We start from the raw sequence: 22,959 nt of genomic DNA on the forward strand, positions 1-22,959 counted from the left end.
TTTATGAGTGTGCCCAATTCAATTCAAGATTATTCTGTTCTCATCATCGACGATGAGCCGCACATAGGCACAGTTCTCGTTCAACTATTTGAACTGGAGGGCATTAAGGCGCTCGCCACCACAGAACCCAAAGGTATCGCTAAGTTGCTGCATAAAGATTGGGCGGGAATGGTGATATCGGATGTCAACATGCCACAATTAGACGGCATCAGCTTAATGCAACAAATCCGTCTGCAAGATCCCGCTCTCCCCGTCGTCCTACTCACTGGTTTTGGTGATATTGCCATGGCAGTCAATGCCTTAAAACAAGGCGCCTACGACTTTCTCGAAAAACCCTTTAATAACGAACATATACTCGATGTGGTTAAACGCGCCTTAGAAAAACGCAGTCTGACCTTAGAGAACCGCAAGCTTAAAAAGGATCTCGAAAGCCAAAGCGTACCGGGCCCTCGTATTTTGGGCAACAGTGTCGGCATCAACCGTATGCGCCACATCATAACGCAAGTGATAGATACGCCTGCGGATGTGTTAATTGAAGGCGAAACAGGTACAGGTAAAGAACTTGTTGCCCGCTATTTACACGACCACAGCAGCCGCAGCCAAGCTAACTTTGTCGCCATCAACTGTGGTGCAATCCCCGAAAACCTGATTGAAAGTGAACTCTTTGGCGCCGAAGCGGGGGCCTTTACTGGCGTCGATAAGATGCGCATTGGCAAATTTGAATATGCCAATGGTGGCACGTTATTTTTAGATGAAATTGAAAGTACACCACTGTCGCTGCAAGTAAAACTGCTGCGAGTGCTTGAAGATCGTAAGGTTGAACGTTTAGGGTCTAACAAGAGCATCAACTTAGATATTCGCGTGATAGCGGCTACAAAAGTCGATTTAAAAGGTCTGTGTGACACCGGGGAATTTCGCCAAGACTTGTTGTATCGCTTAAATCTGGTGACTGTGCCCATCCCTCCCCTGCGGGATCGCCGTGAAGATATTCCATTACTCTTTTTACACTTTGCCCGCGTCGCATCGGCACGCTATCACAAAGCGCTTATCGCCTTAAATGCGGAGCAAAATGCGATACTTACTTCCCACGACTGGCCAGGCAATGTGCGTGAGTTACGTAATCTCGCCGAACGCTTTGTGCTGCTGGGCGGAGAAGCCGCCTTTGCTGGCACATTAGGCAATACTCCAAGCCTGCACTCGAGTATGTCCCTGCTACAAAGGGTAGAGTTTTTTGAACGGGTACTGATTGAAGAAGCACTTAGCCACAACAAGGGCAGTATTAAGCAGACCATGGAGCAGCTAGAACTGCCCCGCAAAACCCTCTACGACAAAATGCGTAAATACGATTTAGACCGCAAACAGTACATTAATTCCGATGACTAAAGGACATATTTAAGCTTTAGACTAACGCCCGTTTGACATGAGTTTGATGGTAATGCAAACGGGTGATTGCCAAGGCGATCAAAGCTAATAAGGTTAACGATCCCATCACCACACCTCGCCACTGTGCCTCATGCCAAAACATCATCAAATAAGGGCCGCCAATCGCAGCACCTAAGTAATAACAACATAAATAGAGTGACGTCGCCTTAGCTCGATCACGACTGGCCCGCATTGCAACAAAGGAATTACAGCAACTGTGGGTAAGGAAGAACCCACAGGCGGTCATTAAAAAACCTAAGCTAATGGTTAAGGTCGTATCAAACAGGGTCAGTAAACTGCCGAGTAACATCACGCACCAAGACCACTGATACAACTTATGTTGACCAAATTTGGCGAGCCATTTCGCAGTAAAATACGAAGCGACAGTCCCGCTGGAATAACACAGGAAAATCAAGGTGGCTTGGAAACGACTCCATTCATAGGGTGGAGCCATCAAATGCAGTTGAATAAAACTAAATTGATTCACCATCATCATAAAGGTCAAGCCGCCAATTGCGTAGACCAAACGCATTTGCGCATCGGTGAGATGATGACTAAAGCCATGAAGATCTTGCGCTAAACGGGCGCGTTTTGATAAGGAAGGCTCAGTGTTACTGGGTGACATCGACTGCGCATCGGCAAGTGAAGGCAGTAAATAGTTCACTAAAGCCACCCCCGCTAACGTTACTAGAAACAGCAACCACATAGATTCTTGCCAAGATAAAAACTGCGACATTAAACCACCGAGCAGACGTCCAACAATCCCGCCAATACTGTTCGCCATAATATAAATACCTGCGGCTTTCAGCATAGTGCTTGGTGATAATTGCTCCTTAAAGTATGCCATAGCAATCGCAGGTACGGCAGCGAGTAATGCACCTTGTAGCAATCGCACTAGCACTAATCCATTAAAATCCGGCGCCCAGATTAATAGTAAGTTAGACAATGCCAATAACCACAAGCTGACAATGATTGGAGTGTGTCGACCGATACGATCTGACAGTACCGCATACAAGAGCAATGAAAAGGCTAAGGAAAAACTGGTTACCGACAGGATTAACGTCGCTTTAGAGCCTGATACCGCAAAATGTTCCGCAATCAGCGGCAACATGCCTTGCATTAAATACAAGTTGATATAGACCACCACTGAAGCGACGCAGAGCGCCCACATCAATCGGGTGTCACGCTGTTTATTGTCAATCATAGTATCTAATACGGCTTGCACGGGAGCCTCGACCAAGTATCACTCATAGGATAGACAAAGATTATCACTGGGCATAACATAACAATAATAGATAATATCTATCGTAATCATTGATTTTTGTTATAGAAATAGCGCGCCAAAAGTACACATCTTGCCACTGATAAAATAGTACGAGCCCGATTAATGGATATTCGCCAACTCAAACATTTAGATGCCCTTGCCAATACCGGCAGCTTTACCGCCGCAGCCAAGAAACTGAATATGGCTCAGCCCGCGTTAAGTCAAAGTATCAAGCGCTTAGAGGTCGCACTCGGCGTCACCTTAGTCAATCGTACGAGCAACAAGAATGATAAACTGCTCACACTCACGGCCGAAGGTATAGTCCTGCATCAACACGCCACTTTGATCCTAAAACAAGTTAAGCAGGCCGAAGCGCAAATCCGCGCCATGGCCAATCTCACCTCGGGAGAGGTCCGCATTGCCGTGCCGGGCATGCTGGGTTCTTTCTATCTCCCCTCGCGCTTAATGGCTTTTCGGCATAAGTACCCCGAGTTGAAACTATCACTGTTTGAAGGCGGGACGCGGGATGCACTGCGCATGTTGCAACAGGAAGAAGTGGATATTGCGATCATTACCGCCCAAGACCTACAGCCCGAATTTGATAGTCAGTTGTTGATCCGTGAGCAAATGGTGATCGCTATGGGTGCCGAACACCCTTTAGCGGAACATAGCGCTGTGAGTCTACATGACTTTTTCGACCATGAATTAGTGATGTTCAAAACAGGTTATTTCCACCGAGAGTGGATACTCTCTCAAGCCAAAGAATTAGGCAAAAAGCCCAATATTGCCTTCGAGACCAATTTGATTAATCTGATTAAACAGATTGTTTCCCAAGGATTTGGGATCACCAGTGTACTTGAGATGGCGATAAGCTCAAAAGATGACATTTTAGCCAAACCCTTCGATCCACCGGTATTTTTAAACCTCCATATTGCATGGAAAAAGCAGCGCCCCGTCAGCCAAGCAGACCGCGCATTTGTCGATTTTTTAATGTCAAATCGCTAACACAAACCAGCAAATACAAAAAGGGCTGATATCAATATCAGCCCTTCTCTCTTACCATTAAACCTTCCGATTTTACTCTGAGGGTTTAGCCTTGTTTACGACGACCAAAAGCAAAAGGTAGCAACAACAAGCTTAACCAACCTAAGGCACCACCATCATCTTTCTTGGCTGGTGTTTCAGTCACAGATACAGACACAACACTTGAATCTTTATTGCCGTGGTTATCAGATACTGTCAGTTGGAATGAAACAGTCTGAGCAGAGCCACTCACGTTTGGTGCAACGAGATTAAGCTTGGCCGCATTAGCGTCAAAGTTAAAGCTGGTGCCCCCTAACTGAGTCCATTTGTAGGTCAAAGGATCATTGTTGGCATCCGACGACTTGCTCGCATCGATGAACAAAGGTTTACCTTCTTGGACAGTGGCAGGAGCTTCAATCACAGCGACTGGCGCCACTTCTGGAACATCAAATTGATACTCCTGCTTCAAGATTTCAGCCGAGTCGTTATTCACTTTGTTGGTCAATGCCACTATGTTGTCTTGACTCGCCTTACGTGGCACTAAGTCAAATGTGACATCTAATGCCGCAGCAGCAGAGGCCATTTCGATAGTCCAAGTGATCTTATTGCCCACTTGCGCACCTTGATGGCTAATATTAGCCACTTCATGACCTTCAGGTAATAACGCCTCTAGGGTGTAAACACGGGTTTCTTGCGTTTTGTTCGCTTCAATACGTGTCTTCATCACTTTAGCGGTGCCAGGTGTTAATTCACCAGAAACAGTACTGCCTAGAGGAGGTAATACGTCATCACTAACGCGCTCAAATACGACCGGAATTTTAACAGGTGCGACTTTGTCATCAGTGGTGGTCAGCGTCAGCATAGCTATGCCAGCATCTCCCACTAGCATCGCTTGTTTCCATGCTAAGTTGACATTGAAATCTTTATGATCACCCGTAAGATTTGCAGTTAAGTTATCACCCGCTTCATCATATAAGGTTACTTGTTTCAAACTAAAGGCATCATCCGCATCGGCTGCAGATGCCTGATAGTTTTGTACAACGACAATATACTCACCCTTCACTGGGTTCTTAATGGATACACTTTCCTTTGAACCGCCAAACGCAGAAGATGCCGCGATAGAAAGCTTGCTACCGTCTTTCTTATCGAGTATCACAAACATGTCTAAGTCAGGAGAGGTTGTATTACCGATTGATGCATTGAAATATAAAGCTTTATCTTCAACATTAAAGCTAAATACTTTTACGCCATCGGCCAAATCATCAAATGCACTATCGGTATTTGAATCCTGTTTCACACTTGATTCATAAGTAGCGCTTAATTTAAGTGCAGTCACTGTCGCCGCAACACCGGGTAGATCAATCGCTTTCAAGTGCGCCAAATTACGTTCATCTGCATCACGTGAGGCTGAAACATTAACCAAAGCAGGTAAATCGCGTTTAGCTATCTTAGCTACGATCGGCATATTAGCCGTTGGGAAAGTATCGGACGTTAATACTAAGTTACCAAAGCCCCAACTTGCACCGACGTCAGTCACATCCGCAGTCACTGTAATCGTTTGGCTTTCACCTTTTTTGAGATTAAAGCTTTCTGGCGTCACAGTTAACGCGAATTTATCCGTTGCGGAAACGCCTTTTGCAGTCCAGCTACCATCAGCCGTTGCAGTAACAGTACGTGTCCAAGTACAAGTATCGATACAACGTGAATCAGCCATGCTTGGAATGTTTAGCTTACGTGGATCACCACCTGTCAAAGGATTAGCAATCTCGTAGTTTAAGGCACTTTCATCCATCACTAAGCCCGTTTTTGCCGCTAAATCAACACGAATACGACCGGCTCCTACGTCAAACGGATCAGCAACGGTTTTACCATCGGCTTTTTTCATGGCTTGGGCTGTCGTTGACGTCATCATTAGCGCAGAACGAATGTTGTCTGGCGTCCAATCCTTATGCAGCGATTTAAGTAACGCACCAGCACCGGCAACGTGAGGACTCGCCATTGAAGTACCTGACATCAAAGTGAAATCGGCAGGATCTGTACCTGTTTCATCATGGCCAAACTGTTGGTCGGAATAAGCAGCGTAGATGTCACTGCCCGGTGCAGCAACATAGGGTACGAGTACATCGTTAGTCAGATTAGGTCCAATCAATGAACTGGCAGATAAAACATCCGCTTCTTTACTGGCAACTTTAGGGGTTGGAGACAGCGTGATTTCAAGAGCAGGATTTGCCGCCATAGCAGCAATCAATTCTAAGCCATCAATATCACCAATAAATACCGCTGGAATATTCAATTTATCCAGCCCCGACATAGTCAGACGCGCATTATTTTCACCATCTCTATTGAAAACAATCACACCCTTAGCGCCAGCGGCCATTGCTGCGGCCACTTTGATATCGAATGAGCAAACACCGCGTCTTAAAACGGCGATCTTGTCTTTAAAGGCATCTGCTGGGAACGGTTTACAGGCTTCAAAATTGGTCGCATCGATTGCGCCAGCATAAAGGGGCACACCTTTGAGCACTTCAGTTTGAACCGGACCAGAACCAGCAGTGTAATGATAGTTTTTACCATTAAATTCCACGGCGCGTACTATGTCACGGTTATGAGTCGAGTTAGCGACCGAAGTATACCAAGGTGCATTTTTAGGCGTAGAGTAAGGTGTTTGATTAATCGCAGGGCTCGTGCTTGTCGCGGCACGAGTGTTACCCGCAGCCACTGCAGCAAAAATCCCCGCATTACGCGCGGCTAAAAAGCCTTGTTCCGTCGCACTATTCCACGGGTTTCCACCACCACTGATAGAAAAGTTCAGCACATCGACGCCATCTTTAATCGCATCATCTAAGGCTTTTAAAATCGGTGCGGTCGGGCAGCCAGAATAAGTGTCGCCCGCATTACCCGGATTACAAATTTGATAAGCTATAATGTTTGCATGTGGTGCAACACCTGAGATTTGTTTAAATTCAAGGCCTGTCGCAAGGCCATCGCTTTCTAACTTACCTGTTTCACCTTGCACATAAGGCACATTCACTAGGATGTTACCTGCTGCGGTACTCGCAACGTGAGTACCATGCCCACCGTAATCCTCACCATTTTTAGCTGGAGGGGTGTCACCAAACACTTTTGCATCGTCGTAGTTATTTGTTATCTCAGAGTAACTGCGAACTCCAATCAACTTGTCATTACACATGCTCGCGAAATCAGTTTTACAATCACCAATATAGATGCCTTGACCTAATGGGTTTGTGTGGTCATAGCCATCTTGGCCAACATCAGCGAAAGAAGCATGATCTGAGTTAATACCTGAGTCGATAATACCGACGATCACGCCTTCCCCCATGGCTTTCGTGCCCGTCGCGCTGCCATCCCATACATTAGGAGAACCGATAAGCGCTTGACTGACATCGGTTTCCATTTGCTCCATACGCTCGCGCTCAACAAACGCAACCTCAGGTAACTCAGCCATTTTCTTCGCTTGAGCTTGAGTCATGCGAACCGCCATACCGTTTAACGCATACTGATATGTCGTTAATGGTTGCAGATTGGTGCCAATAGCCGCACTCGCGTTAGCTAAAAATCGGTTCTGTTTTACTTTCAAATAACTAACATAACTTTTGACTTCAGCTTTAGAAGCATCAAGTTTACCGTTCACAGCAACCTTTGAAGTACCGTTTACCTGCACTCTTTGTGAACTAGTCGCTTTCAATCCTGGAATAGTTCCTTGGTAATTAGCAACCGAACTATCGCGTAAACGAACGATATAAGTATATTCACCCTCACCTAAATCTGCTTCTGGTACAAACTTAACCTCAGCTCCGGCAGCGTTACCGCGTAATGAAGTGACTTGTAATTCACTTGGAATATCTAACTGCAAGGTTTCACCCGTAGGTGATAATACGGTTTGTGCATTTGCCGACGACGATAACAGTGCCATAGACACTGCTAATGCTATTTTAGTTTTCATTGTGACTTCCCTAATTCTTATAAGTTGTATGATTTATAAAACTCAGGTTTGGGTGGCATGAAAACGCTGCGGCAACCAAAAACATCACCCGTAACTGACATTTTTTATGAATAACCATTCAATTTACTGTGATGATGATCACTGAGTTTTATCGCGACAATTTGTAACACGCGATGATACAAATTAAAACAGCAAATTAACAGAACGTAATTCAGTAAATGATGAACAAGCTCATACCTTGTTAAAATAAATCCATATAACCTTTATCAGACTGTTTTATGTCCCAACGATAAGTCGTAGTATAAAAATCGATAAAAACAAATAATAAACATTAAATCATATATTTAAATTTAACCTTTAAGTGTCAGCTCAAAAATACTCTTAGGTTAAACAGAATGAATACCCGTAAATAAATATTCTTTTTTATAAATATCATTAGTTACAAAATAAACGCAAAAGATCCTTTACGAAACAATAAACAACAAAAATCACATCATTAATTTAACAAAATATATACATATTGTATTTGTATGATATTTTACAAAATGATACCCCTTATAAAAATTAACTAACTTATGCATTAATATTCTTAATCCTGTATAGAGCAAGTTAATACTTAATCTCACATTTACAGCATAGCAAGCGGATTATTGACCACAAAAAAGCCCTTTCAATATAGAATTGAAAGGGCTAAATCTTCATCAATATAAGAACAATATTATTGCAGTTGTGGCCAGTGGTTAATTAGCCATCACCGCCTTCATTAACACTTCTGTCGTGAACTTATCATTATTGATAACTGGGAACCTGTCATAGGTTTGGAAGATCACTTGGTCTTGAAACTTAATCATCGCCACTACGCCATATTGGATACTTTTATCGATCGATTTAGCGGGCAATGTAAATTTAAATGGCACAGGTGCTCTGGCGATATTGAAGGTTTTTTGTGCGACGATGACACCTGGAGTATTCAAATCAATAATGGCAATAATGATTTGGCAGCCTTGAGGTAATGGGATCTTCTCTAGATAGCCAGCTGCGCCATTGATGATAATCGGTTGATCAGGTGTTACAGTCACGCAGCCATTGAGCAAGACAGCCATGAGAGAGAACAATATAAACGATTTTATTTTCAGATACATACTAACGTCCTTTTACCATGCGTATCAGGCCTTCTTGGGTAGAAGAAGCCACTAACTCGCCTTGTTGATTGAAAAACTGCCCTCTAACGTAACCTCTGCCACCGCTAGCATTAGGACTATCGATACTGTAAAGCAACCACTCTCCCATATTAATCGGGCGATGGAACCACATCGCATGGTCGATCGTCGCCATTCGTACCCCAGGACTTAAGAAGGATACACCGTGGGGCTGAGCTGCCGTGACTAAAAAGTTAAAGTCTGAGGCATAGGCGAGTAAATATTCATGGATATGGGCATCATTTGGCATAGGACCATTAGCCCTCATCCAAACATAACGGTACGGCTCGGTTTCTTTAGGCGCAAAAGGGTGCAGTGGATTGACCAATCGCATCTCAATTGGCGCATCGGCCATAAACTTTTCAAGTATGCTCGGCGGTACTTTATCCCGCATCGTCAGCGCCAATTCCTGCTGATTCAACAAACCTTCAGGTCCGGGTACTTGCGGCATAGCGGCTTGATGACTAAAACCTTCCTCAGGTTCTTGGAAGGAGCAGGTCATATGAAAAATCGGCCGACCTTTTTGAATAGCACTAACCCGACGAGCGCTAAAACTACCGCCATCACGCATATTTTCTACTTCATAAACAATCGGCAACTTCTCGTCACCTGCACGTAAAAAGTAGGAGTGTAATGAATGGATCTTACGCTCAGCAGCTACTGTCTGTTTTGCGGCGCTCAGTGCTTGGCCCATCACTTGACCACCAAACACATGCCCAAAACCCAGATCTTGGCTTTGACCACGAAAGAGGCCAATTTCAATTTGCTCAAGGGAAAGTAATGATAAAAGATCGTCTAATACCTGACTCATGGGATCCTACTGCGTAATTAGCAATTAATCTTAAAGGGTAACTCAGTTAGCCTTAAGCTGACCAGTCTTCTATCGATGATTCACAATCAAATCATCACTCAACGATGAGGAATTAAACGAGGCACGTTGGAGTATCTGTGTTATTTATTGTGCTTAGCATTTACGGCTTTATTGAGCCACTTACTGCATTTAAATCGCTATAGATGCAGGCTTAGTTCAAATACAAGCATGATGAATCAATCGATTTTAATGTGATGTTCTAGCGCACTTAACTTAGACCAAGACAAAACCTTATCCTCTCCACAGGAGTGCAAAGTCACGGGGAAGGATTGGTGTAACTGTGGCCACTGCTGCGCGAGGTTATCTGGCGTAAAAAGACCTTCATTAAAATACATAGGCTGAAACTCGACAAACATGCCGTGGCTAACACTGCCCGCTCCGGCGAGTAGATGTTGACCATTTGGCGCCTGTTCACTCACCAAGAAAGCCGTAGTAGCCGTTAATGATTCAAAGGAAAATAGCGGCTGAATCGCACTCGCTAAATGTTTGGCCGTCATCGCGGTTACGGCCTGAGGGCATAAGCTATTGACTCGAATATTATGAATTTCACCTTCTAATGATAAGCTATTCACCATGCCGACCAGCGCCATCTTGCTCGCACTAAAACCAACTTGGTGCAAGTCACCGAACAAGGCCGAAACTCCCGTTGTCATCATTATCCGGCCAAAATTCTGTTGTTGCATATAAGGCCAAACAGCTTGAGTGAGATAAAAGCTGCCATTGAGATCGACATCCAATTGCCGTTGCCACTGCTCAAGTTTAATGTGCTCAAAGGGACAAGCACCATAAACGCCCGCGTTATTAATCAAGATATCAATGCGATGCCAGCGTAGGATCACCTCTTCAATCATGCTATTCACTTCATTTCGCTGACTCACATCAAGCACAAAATAAATGCAATCTCCACCGAGTTTAATAATGCTGCAATAGGTCTGCATTAATTCTAAGTTGGCTTGGCTCGTCTGAGCGCCGTCGGTGGAAATTGACTCATAAGACGATAACGGCTGGTCGACGAGTATCACTTTTGCCCCCCGTTCAGCCAACATGATGGCATACGCTCGACCTAACCCAGCTGCAGCCCCAGTGACTAATGCCACCTTATTGTCAAAACGCATCCAAATATGTCCTTATCGGCATTGTTGTAGCGGCAAAAAATAACGAGCATAGGGTAACAACCGCCTATGCTATCTACTAAACAAAGTATTTAGCGTTACGCCTATGTCATGGACAGCACAAAGCCTCCATTAACATTAACTATGGAAACACAGACTTTTTTGATTTTCTTTGAACTTAACGACAAATCTCATCCTGCATCAGTGAACATATGTGCGCCAATTCAAACTCTGTTAAATGCGTTTATTAGATAGTGCTCACTTTCGTGTTAAATCTTGTTATGCTATGCGCTAATTGAGCCCTTGCTCGGTACCATTCCCATTTACCAATAATGACTGGACGCCATGAATCCTTGGATTTTAGCAATAAGACCCCGTACGCTACCCGCGGCCATAGGTCCCCTACTGATAGGCAACATTCTCGCCCTGCATCTTGAGAGTTACAGCTGGTTAATCGCTGCCACTTCAATGTTGTGTGCTGTCTTATTACAAATCGCCGTCAACCTCGCTAACGACTATTTTGATTTTAAAAACGGCATAGATACAGATGAGCGCTTAGGGCCCATTCGCGTGACTCAAAGTGGTTTAATTTCACCAACAAGCGTTCGCAATGCCATGATATTTTGTCTCTTAATGGCGCTTGCCGTGGGATCATATCTGATTTGGCACGGAGGGTGGCCCATCGCCATTCTCGCCGCAGCCGCTATTTTAGGTGCTCTTGGCTACAGTGGTGGCCCCTATCCCCTCGCCTCCCATGGGCTCGGTGAAGTAGCGGCATTTGTTTTTTTTGGCTTAGTTGCAGTGGTGGGCAGTTATTATCTGCAGGCGGGCGATACAACTATTAATGCTTGGTTATTAGGCTGTGCGATTGGCTTGTTTAACGCTGCGATTATGTTGGTGAATAACACTCGCGACATCCGTACCGACACCCAAGCGGGCAAGCATACTCTAGCGGTACGTATCGGCGAAGCTCAGGCAAAAGTGCTTTATCAAGCTTTAATCTATTTGCCCTTTGGCTTAGTCATCGCAGGCTTTTTATTCGGTATTTTACCCGGTTTACCAGTACTACTTGCGGGATTATCTCTGCTTATTGCCCGCAAACTCAGTAGCGATTTTTATGCCGTTTCTGGTGAAGCCTTAAATCCGTTACTCGGCCGTACAGCTAAGTTAACCATGATTTTCAGTACCTTGTTTAGCGTGGGTTTAGTGTTTACCGCATAAGAGTAAATCAGCTAAGCTAATGCTACACCACAGCTCAATGCTGAATATAAAAAGGTTCATATCTTCGATAGATACGAACCTTTTTTATTGGCCGCAACACAACTTCAATTTGGCTTATTATCGACGAGGGAAATCCTACCCTCCATTTATTGCCAGATATAACCAGAGATCAGCGTGTTTAACAAAATACCATTAAAGTTGCGTTCGGCATGGGATGAACCATTATGGCCTGCACCAAAACACACATGTAGCGGTAATAAATGTTCTTCCCGCGGATGACTAAAACGCGCTTCAGGGGCTGATTGCCAATGAATTAACGCTGTTTTTACCTCGGCAAAACTAACACTTGCCGTTAAAGTTTGCGTCAACCAATGATCAAATTCTGCACTGCGGCTTTGCACTGTGAGATCGCTTGAGAAAAATGCCCGCATATTGTGAAACGACATGCCAGACCCCACGATCAACACCCCTTGGTCCCGCAGCGGCGCTAAAGCCTCCCCAATCGCTATATGGATTTTAGGATCGAGGCTGTGGACTAACGACATCTGCACCACGGGAATATTCGCCTCAGGATACATCAACTTAAGTGGTACAAAAGTACCGTGATCAAATGCGCGTTCGCTATCTAAGCGGGCGGCGATGCCCTTATCCGATAGCATATTCGCAATCTGTGCGGCTAATTCTGGCTCACCGGGTGCAGGATATGTCAGCTGATAAGCCTCAGGTGGAAATCCATAGTAATCATACAAAATACTTGGCTTTGGGCTACTCGACAAAGTCACCACAGATTCTTCCCAATGGGCAGTGATCAACACAATCGCCTTCGGAGTTGGCATTGGCGCTGTTACTGAAGTTAAAAATGCACGCAACTCCCTATGATTAACATCATTGAGCAAAGGCATAGGGCCACCACCATGGGGCACAAATAGCACAGGCATACGACTCGCGTTAACTTGCATCATAATCCTCTCGTGTTGATTAACTTATATCTGTACTACTGGCTTTAAACTCAGCATTTCTCACTTAACTCACGGTTCTACATAACACTTCAATGCACGCTTAAAATGCGGAGCGATTCAGCACCAACTGCCGCTGAAATTGCACTAAACGCTCAATAATTTCATCCAGTTTGATAACCAGAAAGAGGCCAGCCGATAAACTCAATGCGGGCAGTGCATTAATCGGCGCTTCATAATTAAAGTGGAAATAAATCGCCCCCATCATAATCGCCAGTAAACCGCTCGCCGATAGCACTCGGTAGTCACGTAGACACAACCCAAGGGCGCCAATCACTTCCATCAAACCAATAAAATAACCAAAACCAGTGGGAAGATTCATTAATGTGAACGGAACATGGAACATAGACACGCCAAATAACTTGGCAAATCCCGAGATGAAAAACACTATGCTCATCGCCAATGTGACGGTTGCAGCGGCGCGATTGAGTGTATTGGCACAAAGGAATAACTTCTGTGTATCAACCTCTGCAACTAAGCCATTGATACTTGAACCCTTAGTATCACATAAGTTTGAAAATCGCATCGCACACACCCCATTGATCTTAATATTGCCGTCAATCTTAGGCATAAATGCGCAGACGACGAGCGAGAATGGAGTAAATTATGAGCCGATAAAAGATAAATAAATATGGAATAAAATCTAAGATCTCTTAAACTAATAATTTATAACTTGCGAGCAATCCTTGTGACCTTAGACCAACTGCTGATGTTTAAAACCGTAGCTGAGGCGGGCTCACTCAAAGCTGCCAGTGACAAGCTACATAAAACCCAACCCGCCATTAGCCAAAGTATCAAACAGTTAGAATACCAACTCGATCTTATCCTGTTTAATCGCGAAGGTTATCGACTCGCCATCACTGAGCAAGGTCGAAAACTGCTGCAACATACCCTGCGGGTACTGAATGAAGCGCAAGAAATGAAGCAAGTAGCGAAGCATTTAGCCAAAGGCAACGAAGCGAGTATTACCTTAGCTTTTGAAGCCTCCTTTAATCTTGCTCGGATTTTGCCGATTTTAGAACTGACTCAAAATGAGTTCCCATATACTCAAATTATTCTGAAACAAGAGTTTTTAACTGGAGCACTCGAAGCGCTAAATCAAGATAAAGCCGAAATCATCATCTCCGCAGGCGGAATTGAGCCCATACGCTCGAGTCATTTAGAATTAGCCTATTTATTTTCCGGTAGTCTGCTCGATGTCGCCGCACCGCGCATGCTTGAGCGTCATCCAACACTGACCTACGCACGAGAGCTCGTTAATGAATACCAAATCGTGATCCAAGATACGGGCTCAGGCACTGCGAATATTGAGTTTGGGGTACAGGCGGGGCAACGACGTTGGTATGTTAATGATTTTTATACCAAGAAAATGCTTATTCAAAGTGGTATGGGCTGGGGCAAGCTGCCGCACTATATGATTGAAGACTCACTCAAACAAGGTGCATTGATTGCACTGGATCTGCGTGAAAGGCAAAACAATATTCAACTCGATTACTATGTGATGCGAAAACCCCACTCACCTTTAGGCCCCGTCGCCCAAGCACTCTGGCAAAAGCTGATCGCCTTTTCATCTGAACTGAATTCTTAGGACTTCAAGCATAAGATTTAGCTTAGTGACTTAAAATGAATTGAAGTCAAAAAGTCATAAGCCGTTATAAAATCATCGACCATAAAAAAAACGCCCCTTGATAAGGGCGTTTTCATTTTGTTAGCGGGCAGAACCTTAGACTAAACCTTAGCTAAGGTACGCTCTTTGGCGCTCCAATCTAAGTGATATTTCTCGCCTGCTGGGGTATCGATACGCTCAAATGTATGGGAACCGAAAAAGTCACGCTGACCTTGGAGCAAGTTTGCCGGTAATGTTTCGCAGCGGTAACTGTCGTAATACGCCAGAGCCGAGCTAATACAAGGTGCTGGAATGCCTTGCATCACCGCAGTCGCGACTGCGGTACGCCATAGGCCTTGCTTTTCAGACAAGGCAGACGCAAAACTGTCCGCCATCAACAGATTGCTAAGATCAGATTTGTCTTCATAGGCTTGAGTGATTGATTGCAAGAAAGTCGCGCGAATAATACAACCCGCACGCCAAATTTTTGCAATTTCAGCAAAGTCTAACTGCCATTTTTGTTCATGAGCCGTCATCGCCATCAACTGGAAGCCTTGGGCGTAACAACACACTTTCGCGCAATATAACGCGCTTTCAAGGGCTTCGATCAACAGTGCTTTTTGTGCGTCATCGATAACAGGTGCATTTGGCCCAGCCAATTTCTGGCTAAGTTGTAGACGTAAGGATTTTTGGGTACTCACGGCGCGCGCATACACAGCTTCAGCAATCGTCGGTGCAGGGCAACCAATTTGTAAACTGCTCACGGCCGTCCACAAACCTGTGCCTTTTTGGCCCGCTTTATCTAAGATCATTTCCACCAGCGGTTTACCCGTTAATGGATCGGCTTGTTTTAAGACTTCGGCACTGATCCCCATCAAATAGCTGTTTAAACTACCTTTGTTCCAGCGTTCAAACACATCGCCCACTTCTGCAGCGCTCATGCCTAAACCGTCATGCAGCATTTGATAGGCTTCGCAAATCAACTGCATGTCAGCGTATTCAATACCGTTATGCACCATCTTCACATAATGGCCAGAACCCGCAGGACCAATATAAGTCGTGCATGGCTCGCCTTCTGTCACGGGATTACCCGGCTCGAAGCGTTCGATAGGTAGCCCAGTTTTGGCATCAACCTTAGCGGCAATCGCTTTCCAAATAGGTGCCACGTGATGCCATGCATCGATATCGCCGCTTGGCATAAGTGATGGACCGAAACGCGCACCGACTTCACCGCCCGAAACTGCAGAGCTGAAAAATACAAACTGACCTTTGTAGCGCGCTTCACGCTCAACAGTGTCAGTCCATAGGCTGTTACCAGTATCGATCACAATATCATCGGACTCAATTCCGGCAGAAATCAAAGCACTACAGACACCATCGACGGGTGCACCCGCGGGAACAGAAAGCACAAGAATGCGGGGTTTTGTGAGACTGGCTAACATTTCGGCAAGATTAGCACAGCCAAGAATGCGAGGTTCGAGTCCAGCGCGTTCCTGTTTTTCTTGCTGTATAACACCATTAACTTTAACAGGATCGAGGTCAAATGCACTGACGTGATATTGGTTATCCGCGATGTTTAGCGCGAGGTTTTTACCCATAACGCCAAGGCCAATTACGCCGATATCATTAAGATTGCTGTGGTTTTGCATTATATAATTCCCACGGGTCACAGAGGTTAGAGCTAACCAATTTTGAGGGGTAATTATACCGATCTTTGTAACTTAATTACCAGAGAGAAAAGGCGATGCATACGATTGGCAATCTCGATTACAGTGAGATTGCCAATCCCGTATTGCGAAACGGGTTAGTTAGAACTTAGCCCAAGTGATACTTGTATTGGCACGTTTATCGACAACTTAGTTTGCGAGTTTAAGCCCTAAAACCCCCAGTAATATCAGTATCAAACTGGCAATCTTAAGTAAGCTAACTCCTTCTCCTAACAGGATAATCCCTGCAATTGCGGTGCCCATAGCGCCAATACCGACCCACACGCCGTAAGCCGTACCGATAGGTAGCTGCTTAACCGCGAGTCCTAGTAGCAACACACTCACTGCCATCGACGCTACTGTAAAGATACTTGGCCACAAACGTGTAAAACCTTCGGTATATTTAAGCCCTATGGCCCAACCAATTTCGAATAAACCCGCAAGGACTAATAAGAACCAACTCATAGTGAACTCCTAATTAGGGGTCGTCCCCTACCAAATTAAGGCATGTTTAGGGTCGTCCCTAAGCCGGTGAGAATACAAAGTTGTCAGTGATGTGTATCTAAAATATCCATAGATACACATTGCTTCTAGTGGTGATTTTAGTTGAATGAATTAAACAATTGCTAATGCTCAATTCCCGCATATAAACAACTCAAAATAATGCAATTGAGTAGCAAAAACATTCAATAAATACGCGGCAAGAATAGCAAATCATAATGGACTATTGCTCAAATTGAGCGGGGATATTTGTTTCAATTCGCAACAGCAAGCGATTTTTAGAATGGGAATTTCCTACATGAAATCCCCATTCACTAAACGCAAGCTTAGATTAAGGCATCGGCATAACCCATGCGAGTGAGCGCGGTGCGCACTAGCTCTAAGGTCTGTGGATCTTCTATGGTCGCTGGTGCGGTATATTGCTGATTATCGGCAATTTTTCGCATAGTACCGCGTAAAATTTTACCTGAGCGCGTTTTAGGTAATTTTTGAATCGCACTCACTAACCTAAAGGAGGCGACGGGACCAATCTCTTGGCGTACCAGGGTTATTAACTGTTTATGCAGCTCTTCATCACTGATCGTCACGCCTTTCTTGAGTACCACTAATCCGAGGGGAACTTGGCCCTTAAGCGCATCATCTACCCCAATTACCGCGGCTTCGGCCACATCAGGGTGTTGACATAACACTTCTTCGAAGCGTCCCGTCGATAACCTGTGCCCCGCTACGTTTATGATGTCATCGATACGACTCATAATGTAGAGATAGCCGTCTTCATCGGTATAACCCGCATCGCCAGTTAAGTAGTAACCCGGATACATAGACAAGTAACTATCTTGATAGCGTTGATCATTTTGCCACAGTGTCGTCAATGTCCCCGGCGGTAGAGGCAATTTAATCACTACATTACCCGAAGTATTGGGCGCAACTTGCTCACCTAATTCGTCCAATACTTCAACCGCATAACCCGGCACAGGTAAAGCTGGCGAACCTGGTTTAATAGTAACCGGCGCTGTGCCCATCAAATTTGCAGCGACAGGCCAGCCCGTTTCGGTTTGCCACCAGTGATCAATAACAGGTTTAGCGAGTTTAGTGTGTGCCCAAACTAAGGTATCGGGATCGCAACGTTCCCCCGCCAAAAACACATTTTTAAGACAATTTAAATCAACACCTTGTAGATATTCACCGTCAGGATCTTCACGCTTGATTGCGCGAATAGCCGTCGGCGCGGTGAAGAAGCTTTTAACCTTATATTTGGCAATCGTGCGCCAAAATGCGCCAGGATCTGGCGTTCCCACAGGTTTGCCTTCATACATTAAGGTTGTAGCGCCCACCAGCAGCGGTCCGTACACAATGTAAGAATGACCCACAACCCAGCCCACATCGGACGCAGCCCAAAACACATCACCCGCTTGAATATCGTAAATATGCTGCATCGACCAAGCCAGAGCCACGGCATGACCACCATTATCGCGTACCACACCTTTAGGCTGACCCGTGGTGCCTGAGGTATAAAGCACATACAAGGGATCGGTAGCCTTGAGGGCGACACAATCGGCCTTAGGTGCAGTTGCTAATGCGGCTTGCCAATCTAAGTCACGACCCTCAAGTAAATCGGCCTGATACTGGCTACGATTCAAAATTAGGCAGTGATCAACCTGATGCACTGACTGCGCTAACGCTTTATCTAACAGAGGTTTGTAAGGGATCACGCCCGAAGGCTCAATGCCGCAAGATGCCGACAAGACCAATTTAGGCTTGGCATCGTTAATCCGAGTCGCGAGTTCATTGGCGGCAAAACCAGCAAAAACCACCGAATGAATCGCACCTATGCGGGCACAGGCCAGCATAGCGAAGGCGGTTTCCGGCACCATAGGCATATAAATCACCACACGGTCGCCCTTCCCTATACCAATAGATTGCATAAAGCCCGCGAGTCGGCTCACTTGAGCCTGTAACTCCCCGTAGCTAATGCCGTATTCCGTATCAGTAACAGGACTCACATACTGGATAGCCACTTGGTCACCGCGTCCAGCCAACACATGGCGGTCAACGGCGTTATAACAAGTGTTCATCTCACCATCGGCGAACCAATGATAAAACGGTGCCTGCGATTCATCGAGCACAGTGTGCGCAGGTTTAATCCAATCGAGCGTTTTCGCCGCTTCTCCCCAGAATTCGGCTTTATTAAGCAAGGATGCTTGGTGCAACGCTTGATGTTTTTGTTGGTTCTGTTTTTGATTTGTGGCTTGCGCTACAGATGCATTTTGCTGTTCGGTCAACATATGTCCTCCAATCAGGACTGCGACTCACATCGTCAGCCGCAATAACTACCCCTTCCTGCTTCTATTATTAGCAAGGAGGTCTAAAGCCCACTATTAGACGTTAGCCTATAACCAGAAGATATTTGTGGTTTTATGTGAAAACACTAATTTAAAGCACACGTTTTAATCTCGCTGCACAGGCTGATGGCAATTGGGATTGACACTTTTTTGCCAACAGAATAAAAGCCAAAATCTTTACCTTTACGTAAACTTCATATATCTTGCTTAAAACTGATTATTTAGGGTGCATGAATGAGCGCAACGAACACACCACAAACGACTTACTCGATCAGTGATCTCTCAAAAGAGTTTGATATCACTACTCGTAGTATTCGTTTTTACGAAGACCAAGGTTTGCTTAAACCTAAACGCCGCGGCCAAACCCGTATTTATAGCCTCAAAGACAGGGTGCGTCTCAAGCTCATTCTTCGCGGTAAACGCTTGGGCTTTTCTTTGGCAGAAACCCGTCGTTTGTTCGAATTATACGATGCCGACAAGAGCAGCACTTCACAACTCAATACCATGCTGGCGCTAGTGGAAGAAAAGAAGTCCGCACTACAACAGCAAATGGACGACATCAAAGTCGTATTGATGGAACTCAATTCCGCCGAGCAGCAGTGCCGTTTAGCCTTAGAAGATAACAAAACGGCAAAAGCCTAAATCCCCGTTGACACAAAATCAAATCAATTTGATGGCGATAACGACTACGGATTTAAGTACAAGATTTAAAAGACTCAAGCACCTAAAAATCATAAAAACTATAACAATCTGAAATTAGAACATCTGAAAGGACACAAGCAATGAACTCTCTCTACACAAGTCTAAATTTTGGCCTAGGCGAAGACGTCGATATGCTGCGCGATGCAGTGCAGGATTTTGCCGCGAATGAAATCGCCCCAATTGCCGCGAAAGTGGATCACGACAATGCCTTTCCCAATGAACTTTGGCCTGTGCTTGGAGGAATGGGACTGCTCGGAGTAACGGTACCCGAAGAGTTCGGCGGCGCGAACATGGGCTACCTAGCCCACGTCGTCGCAATGGAAGAAATCTCCCGCGCATCAGCTTCTATCGGCCTAAGTTACGGCGCCCACTCAAACCTGTGTGTCAATCAAATCAACCGTAACGGTAATTCAGCGCAAAAAGCCAAGTACCTGCCAAAACTGGTGAGCGGTGAGCATATTGGCGCGCTGGCCATGAGTGAGCCAAACGCTGGTTCTGACGTGGTTTCGATGAAGCTACATGCCCGTAAAGAAGGCGACCGATTCATCTTAAACGGCAACAAAATGTGGATCACTAACGGTCCAGATGCACACACCTATGTCATTTACGCGAAAACCGACTTAACCAAAGGCGCACACGGTATTACCGCCTTTATCGTTGAACGTGATTCGAAAGGTTTTAGCCAAGCGCAAAAGCTCGACAAACTCGGCATGCGCGGCTCTAACACCTGCGAACTGGTGTTTGAAGATGTAGAAGTACCAGAAGAAAACATTTTAGGCGGCCTCAATAACGGCGTAAAAGTGCTGATGAGCGGCCTAGATTACGAGCGCGTCGTACTTTCTGGCGGCCCGCTAGGGATCATGAACGCCTGTATGGATATCGTTGTGCCTTACATCCACGAGCGTGAGCAATTTGGTAAATCGATTGGTGAATTCCAACTAGTGCAAGGCAAGTTAGCCGACATGTACACAGGCATGAATGCCGCCAAATCCTATGTCTATAACGTGGCAAAATCCTGCGATCGCGGTGAAACCACCCGTAAAGATGCTGCAGGCGCCATTCTTTATAGCGCAGAACTCGCCACCAAAATGGCACTGGATGCCATTCAACTGCTAGGCGGCAATGGCTATGTCAACGAATACGCCACTGGCCGCTTACTGCGTGATGCCAAGCTGTATGAAATCGGCGCCGGCACCTCAGAAATTCGCCGCATGCTGATTGGCCGCGAACTGTTCAATGAGTCGAAATAACGCGTGTTCAAATAATCTCTCACAAGTGAATGGGTAGCACCTCACTGTAACTTACAGTTTGCGCCACCCATTCGAGCAAGGTGATACCGAGTTTCCGCTTTATAAGGACAATCAAAGTGACGCAATTAAGCAGTCGTATCAACGCCCGTAGCGATGAATTTAAAGCAAAATCCGACGATATGGCCGCCCTAGTGGCCGATCTTAAAACTAAACTCAATAAAATCGAACTCGGCGGCGGCCCTGTGGCGCTAGAGCGTCATTTATCCCGCGGTAAATTGCTGCCACGTCAACGGGTTGAAAAGCTACTTGATGCAGGCTCACCCTTTTTAGAGCTATCGCAATTTGCGGCGTTTGAAGTTTATGACGAAGAAGTGCCCGCAGCGGGCATTATCGCTGGTATCGGCCGTGTGAGCGGTGTTGAGTGCATGATCATCGCCAACGACGCTACAGTTAAAGGCGGCACTTACTACCCGATTACCGTTAAAAAACATCTACGCGCCCAAGATATTGCCAGCCGTTGTCACTTGCCTTGTATCTATTTAGTCGACTCGGGCGGCGCTAACCTGCCTCGCCAAGATGAAGTCTTCCCCGACCGCGACCATTTCGGCCGCATCTTTTACAATCAAGCGCAAATGTCCGCTAAGGGCATCCCCCAAATTGCAGTAGTGATGGGCCTGTGTACCGCAGGCGGCGCCTATGTGCCAGCCATGGCGGATGAATCGATTATCGTAAAAGATCAAGGCACTATCTTCTTAGCCGGCCCACCATTAGTCAAAGCGGCCACAGGTGAAGAAGTCAGCGCCGAAGAGTTAGGCGGCGCCGAAGTGCACACAAAAATTTCCGGCGTAGCCGATCATTTAGCCCAAAACGATGAGCACGCGTTAGAGCTTGCCCGCCGCGCGGTATCACGCCTGAATCATCAAAAAGAAATCAAATCACTCTTAAGTCCTGTCAAACCACCGAAGTTCGACATTAGCGAACTGTACGGCATTGTCGGCACCGACTTGAAAAAGCCCTTTGATGTAAAAGAAGTGATCGCCCGTATCGTCGATGATTCTGATTTTGATGAGTTTAAAGCCAACTATGGCGCAACCTTAGTATGCGGTTTTGCCCGTATTCACGGCTACCCAGTCGGCATTGTCGCCAACAACGGCATTCTTTTCTCTGAGTCGGCGCAAAAAGGCGCGCACTTTATCGAACTGTGCTGCCAGCGCAAAATTCCACTGCTGTTCCTGCAAAATATCACCGGCTTTATGGTGGGTAAAAAGTACGAACACGAAGGCATAGCCAAACACGGCGCTAAGATGGTGACCGCGGTTTCTTGTGCCAATGTACCTAAATTCACTGTGATTATTGGCGGCAGCTACGGCGCGGGTAACTACGGCATGTGTGGCCGTGCGTTCGAACCGACCATGATGTGGATGTGGCCTAACGCCCGTATTTCTGTGATGGGTGGCGAGCAAGCGGCTGGCGTTCTCGCCACAGTGCGCCGCGACGGTTTAGCCCGTAAAGGTGAAGAATGGTCGCTTGAGGATGAAAAAGCCTTTAAAGCGCCAATTGTCGCCCAGTACGATAAAGAAGGTCATCCGTATCATGCCAGCGCCCGTTTATGGGATGACGGCATTATTGACCCCGCGCAAACCCGCGATGTGGTCGGCCTTGCCCTATCGGCAGCATTAAATGCTCCTATCGAAGACACCCGCTTTGGTGTGTTCCGTATGTAAAAGGCACATGTGAAAAGCATATGTCACACAAGAAGA

Annotated in this window: 17 protein-coding genes; 7 read left to right on the forward strand and 10 right to left on the reverse strand. The window is 45.7% G+C overall.

Annotated elements, in window-relative coordinates; all coding sequences use genetic code 11:
- Window positions 1-3 precede the first annotated feature (3 nt).
- Complete coding sequence (locus L5M11_RS00325) at window positions 4-1,383, forward strand: sigma-54-dependent transcriptional regulator (RefSeq protein ID WP_263139193.1); 1,380 nt, start codon at window positions 4-6, stop codon at window positions 1,381-1,383.
- A gap of 16 nt (window positions 1,384-1,399) precedes the next feature.
- Here the strand turns inward: L5M11_RS00325 and L5M11_RS00330 are convergent, their stop codons facing one another.
- Window positions 1,400-2,647 carry an MFS transporter gene (locus L5M11_RS00330; RefSeq protein WP_113941015.1) on the reverse strand — a complete coding sequence of 416 codons (1,248 nt, stop codon included), beginning with the start codon at window positions 2,645-2,647 and terminating at the stop codon, window positions 1,400-1,402.
- A 162-nt stretch (window positions 2,648-2,809) separates the two neighbouring features.
- Here L5M11_RS00330 and L5M11_RS00335 point away from each other — a divergent pair, with 162 nt between their 5' ends.
- Window positions 2,810-3,691 carry a LysR family transcriptional regulator gene (locus tag L5M11_RS00335; protein WP_028761094.1) on the forward strand — a complete coding sequence of 294 codons (882 nt, stop codon included), beginning with the start codon at window positions 2,810-2,812 and terminating at the stop codon, window positions 3,689-3,691.
- Between the two features lie 85 nt (window positions 3,692-3,776).
- Here L5M11_RS00335 and L5M11_RS00340 read toward each other — a convergent pair whose 3' ends face one another.
- The 4 genes from L5M11_RS00340 to L5M11_RS00355 form a co-directional block, all read right to left on the reverse strand.
- Window positions 3,777-7,673 carry a S8 family serine peptidase gene (locus L5M11_RS00340; protein ID WP_263186732.1) on the reverse strand — a complete coding sequence of 1,299 codons (3,897 nt, stop codon included), beginning with the start codon at window positions 7,671-7,673 and terminating at the stop codon, window positions 3,777-3,779.
- 740 nt (window positions 7,674-8,413) lie between these two features.
- Complete coding sequence (locus tag L5M11_RS00345; protein WP_028761096.1) at window positions 8,414-8,815, reverse strand: YbaY family lipoprotein; 402 nt, start codon at window positions 8,813-8,815, stop codon at window positions 8,414-8,416.
- 1 nt (window position 8,816) lies between these two features.
- Window positions 8,817-9,683, reverse strand: coding sequence for an acyl-CoA thioesterase II (tesB, locus tag L5M11_RS00350; protein WP_028761097.1), 867 nt, complete (start codon window positions 9,681-9,683; stop codon window positions 8,817-8,819).
- Window positions 9,684-9,919: 236 nt separating this feature from the next.
- Window positions 9,920-10,858: an SDR family NAD(P)-dependent oxidoreductase gene (locus L5M11_RS00355; protein ID WP_263163466.1), complete on the reverse strand. Its 939-nt coding sequence runs from the start codon at window positions 10,856-10,858 to the stop codon at window positions 9,920-9,922.
- Between the two features lie 342 nt (window positions 10,859-11,200).
- Here L5M11_RS00355 and L5M11_RS00360 point away from each other — a divergent pair, with 342 nt between their 5' ends.
- Window positions 11,201-12,076 (forward strand): 1,4-dihydroxy-2-naphthoate polyprenyltransferase, encoded by an 876-nt coding sequence (locus L5M11_RS00360; protein WP_168824321.1) that lies wholly within the window; start codon window positions 11,201-11,203, stop codon window positions 12,074-12,076.
- Between the two features lie 146 nt (window positions 12,077-12,222).
- Here the strand turns inward: L5M11_RS00360 and L5M11_RS00365 are convergent, their stop codons facing one another.
- Together L5M11_RS00365 and L5M11_RS00370 are read right to left on the reverse strand one after the other, a co-directional pair.
- Window positions 12,223-13,038: a DODA-type extradiol aromatic ring-opening family dioxygenase gene (locus L5M11_RS00365; protein WP_263163468.1), complete on the reverse strand. Its 816-nt coding sequence runs from the start codon at window positions 13,036-13,038 to the stop codon at window positions 12,223-12,225.
- A gap of 97 nt (window positions 13,039-13,135) precedes the next feature.
- Window positions 13,136-13,618 carry a DoxX family protein gene (locus L5M11_RS00370; protein WP_263190960.1) on the reverse strand — a complete coding sequence of 161 codons (483 nt, stop codon included), beginning with the start codon at window positions 13,616-13,618 and terminating at the stop codon, window positions 13,136-13,138.
- A 162-nt stretch (window positions 13,619-13,780) separates the two neighbouring features.
- Here L5M11_RS00370 and L5M11_RS00375 point away from each other — a divergent pair, with 162 nt between their 5' ends.
- Window positions 13,781-14,680, forward strand: a complete 900-nt coding sequence (locus L5M11_RS00375; protein ID WP_263181593.1) for a LysR family transcriptional regulator — start codon at window positions 13,781-13,783, stop codon at window positions 14,678-14,680.
- Window positions 14,681-14,820: 140 nt separating this feature from the next.
- Here L5M11_RS00375 and gndA read toward each other — a convergent pair whose 3' ends face one another.
- From gndA to L5M11_RS00390, 3 genes are all read right to left on the reverse strand, one after another.
- Window positions 14,821-16,347: an NADP-dependent phosphogluconate dehydrogenase gene (gene gndA, locus L5M11_RS00380; protein ID WP_263190962.1), complete on the reverse strand. Its 1,527-nt coding sequence runs from the start codon at window positions 16,345-16,347 to the stop codon at window positions 14,821-14,823.
- Window positions 16,348-16,554: 207 nt separating this feature from the next.
- The gene (sugE, locus tag L5M11_RS00385) at window positions 16,555-16,869 is read right to left on the reverse strand and encodes a quaternary ammonium compound efflux SMR transporter SugE (RefSeq protein WP_011847232.1); all 315 of its coding nucleotides are present in this window, start codon (window positions 16,867-16,869) and stop codon (window positions 16,555-16,557) included.
- 362 nt (window positions 16,870-17,231) lie between these two features.
- Window positions 17,232-19,190 carry a propionyl-CoA synthetase gene (locus tag L5M11_RS00390; RefSeq protein ID WP_263190963.1) on the reverse strand — a complete coding sequence of 653 codons (1,959 nt, stop codon included), beginning with the start codon at window positions 19,188-19,190 and terminating at the stop codon, window positions 17,232-17,234.
- Between the two features lie 291 nt (window positions 19,191-19,481).
- Between L5M11_RS00390 and L5M11_RS00395 the strand changes: the two genes are divergently transcribed.
- From L5M11_RS00395 to L5M11_RS00405, 3 genes are all read left to right on the forward strand, one after another.
- On the forward strand, window positions 19,482-19,889 hold the full coding sequence (locus tag L5M11_RS00395) for a MerR family transcriptional regulator (protein ID WP_006082318.1): 408 nt from the start codon (window positions 19,482-19,484) through the stop codon (window positions 19,887-19,889).
- A 140-nt stretch (window positions 19,890-20,029) separates the two neighbouring features.
- On the forward strand, window positions 20,030-21,199 hold the full coding sequence (locus tag L5M11_RS00400) for an isovaleryl-CoA dehydrogenase (protein ID WP_028761106.1): 1,170 nt from the start codon (window positions 20,030-20,032) through the stop codon (window positions 21,197-21,199).
- A 116-nt stretch (window positions 21,200-21,315) separates the two neighbouring features.
- A complete protein-coding gene (locus L5M11_RS00405; protein WP_105252050.1) occupies window positions 21,316-22,923 on the forward strand; it encodes a carboxyl transferase domain-containing protein in 1,608 nt (535 codons plus the stop codon).
- Window positions 22,924-22,959 lie beyond the last annotated feature (36 nt).

Source organism: Shewanella sp. SM87, from assembly GCF_025653705.1.
GTDB lineage: Bacteria > Pseudomonadota > Gammaproteobacteria > Enterobacterales > Shewanellaceae > Shewanella > Shewanella oncorhynchi.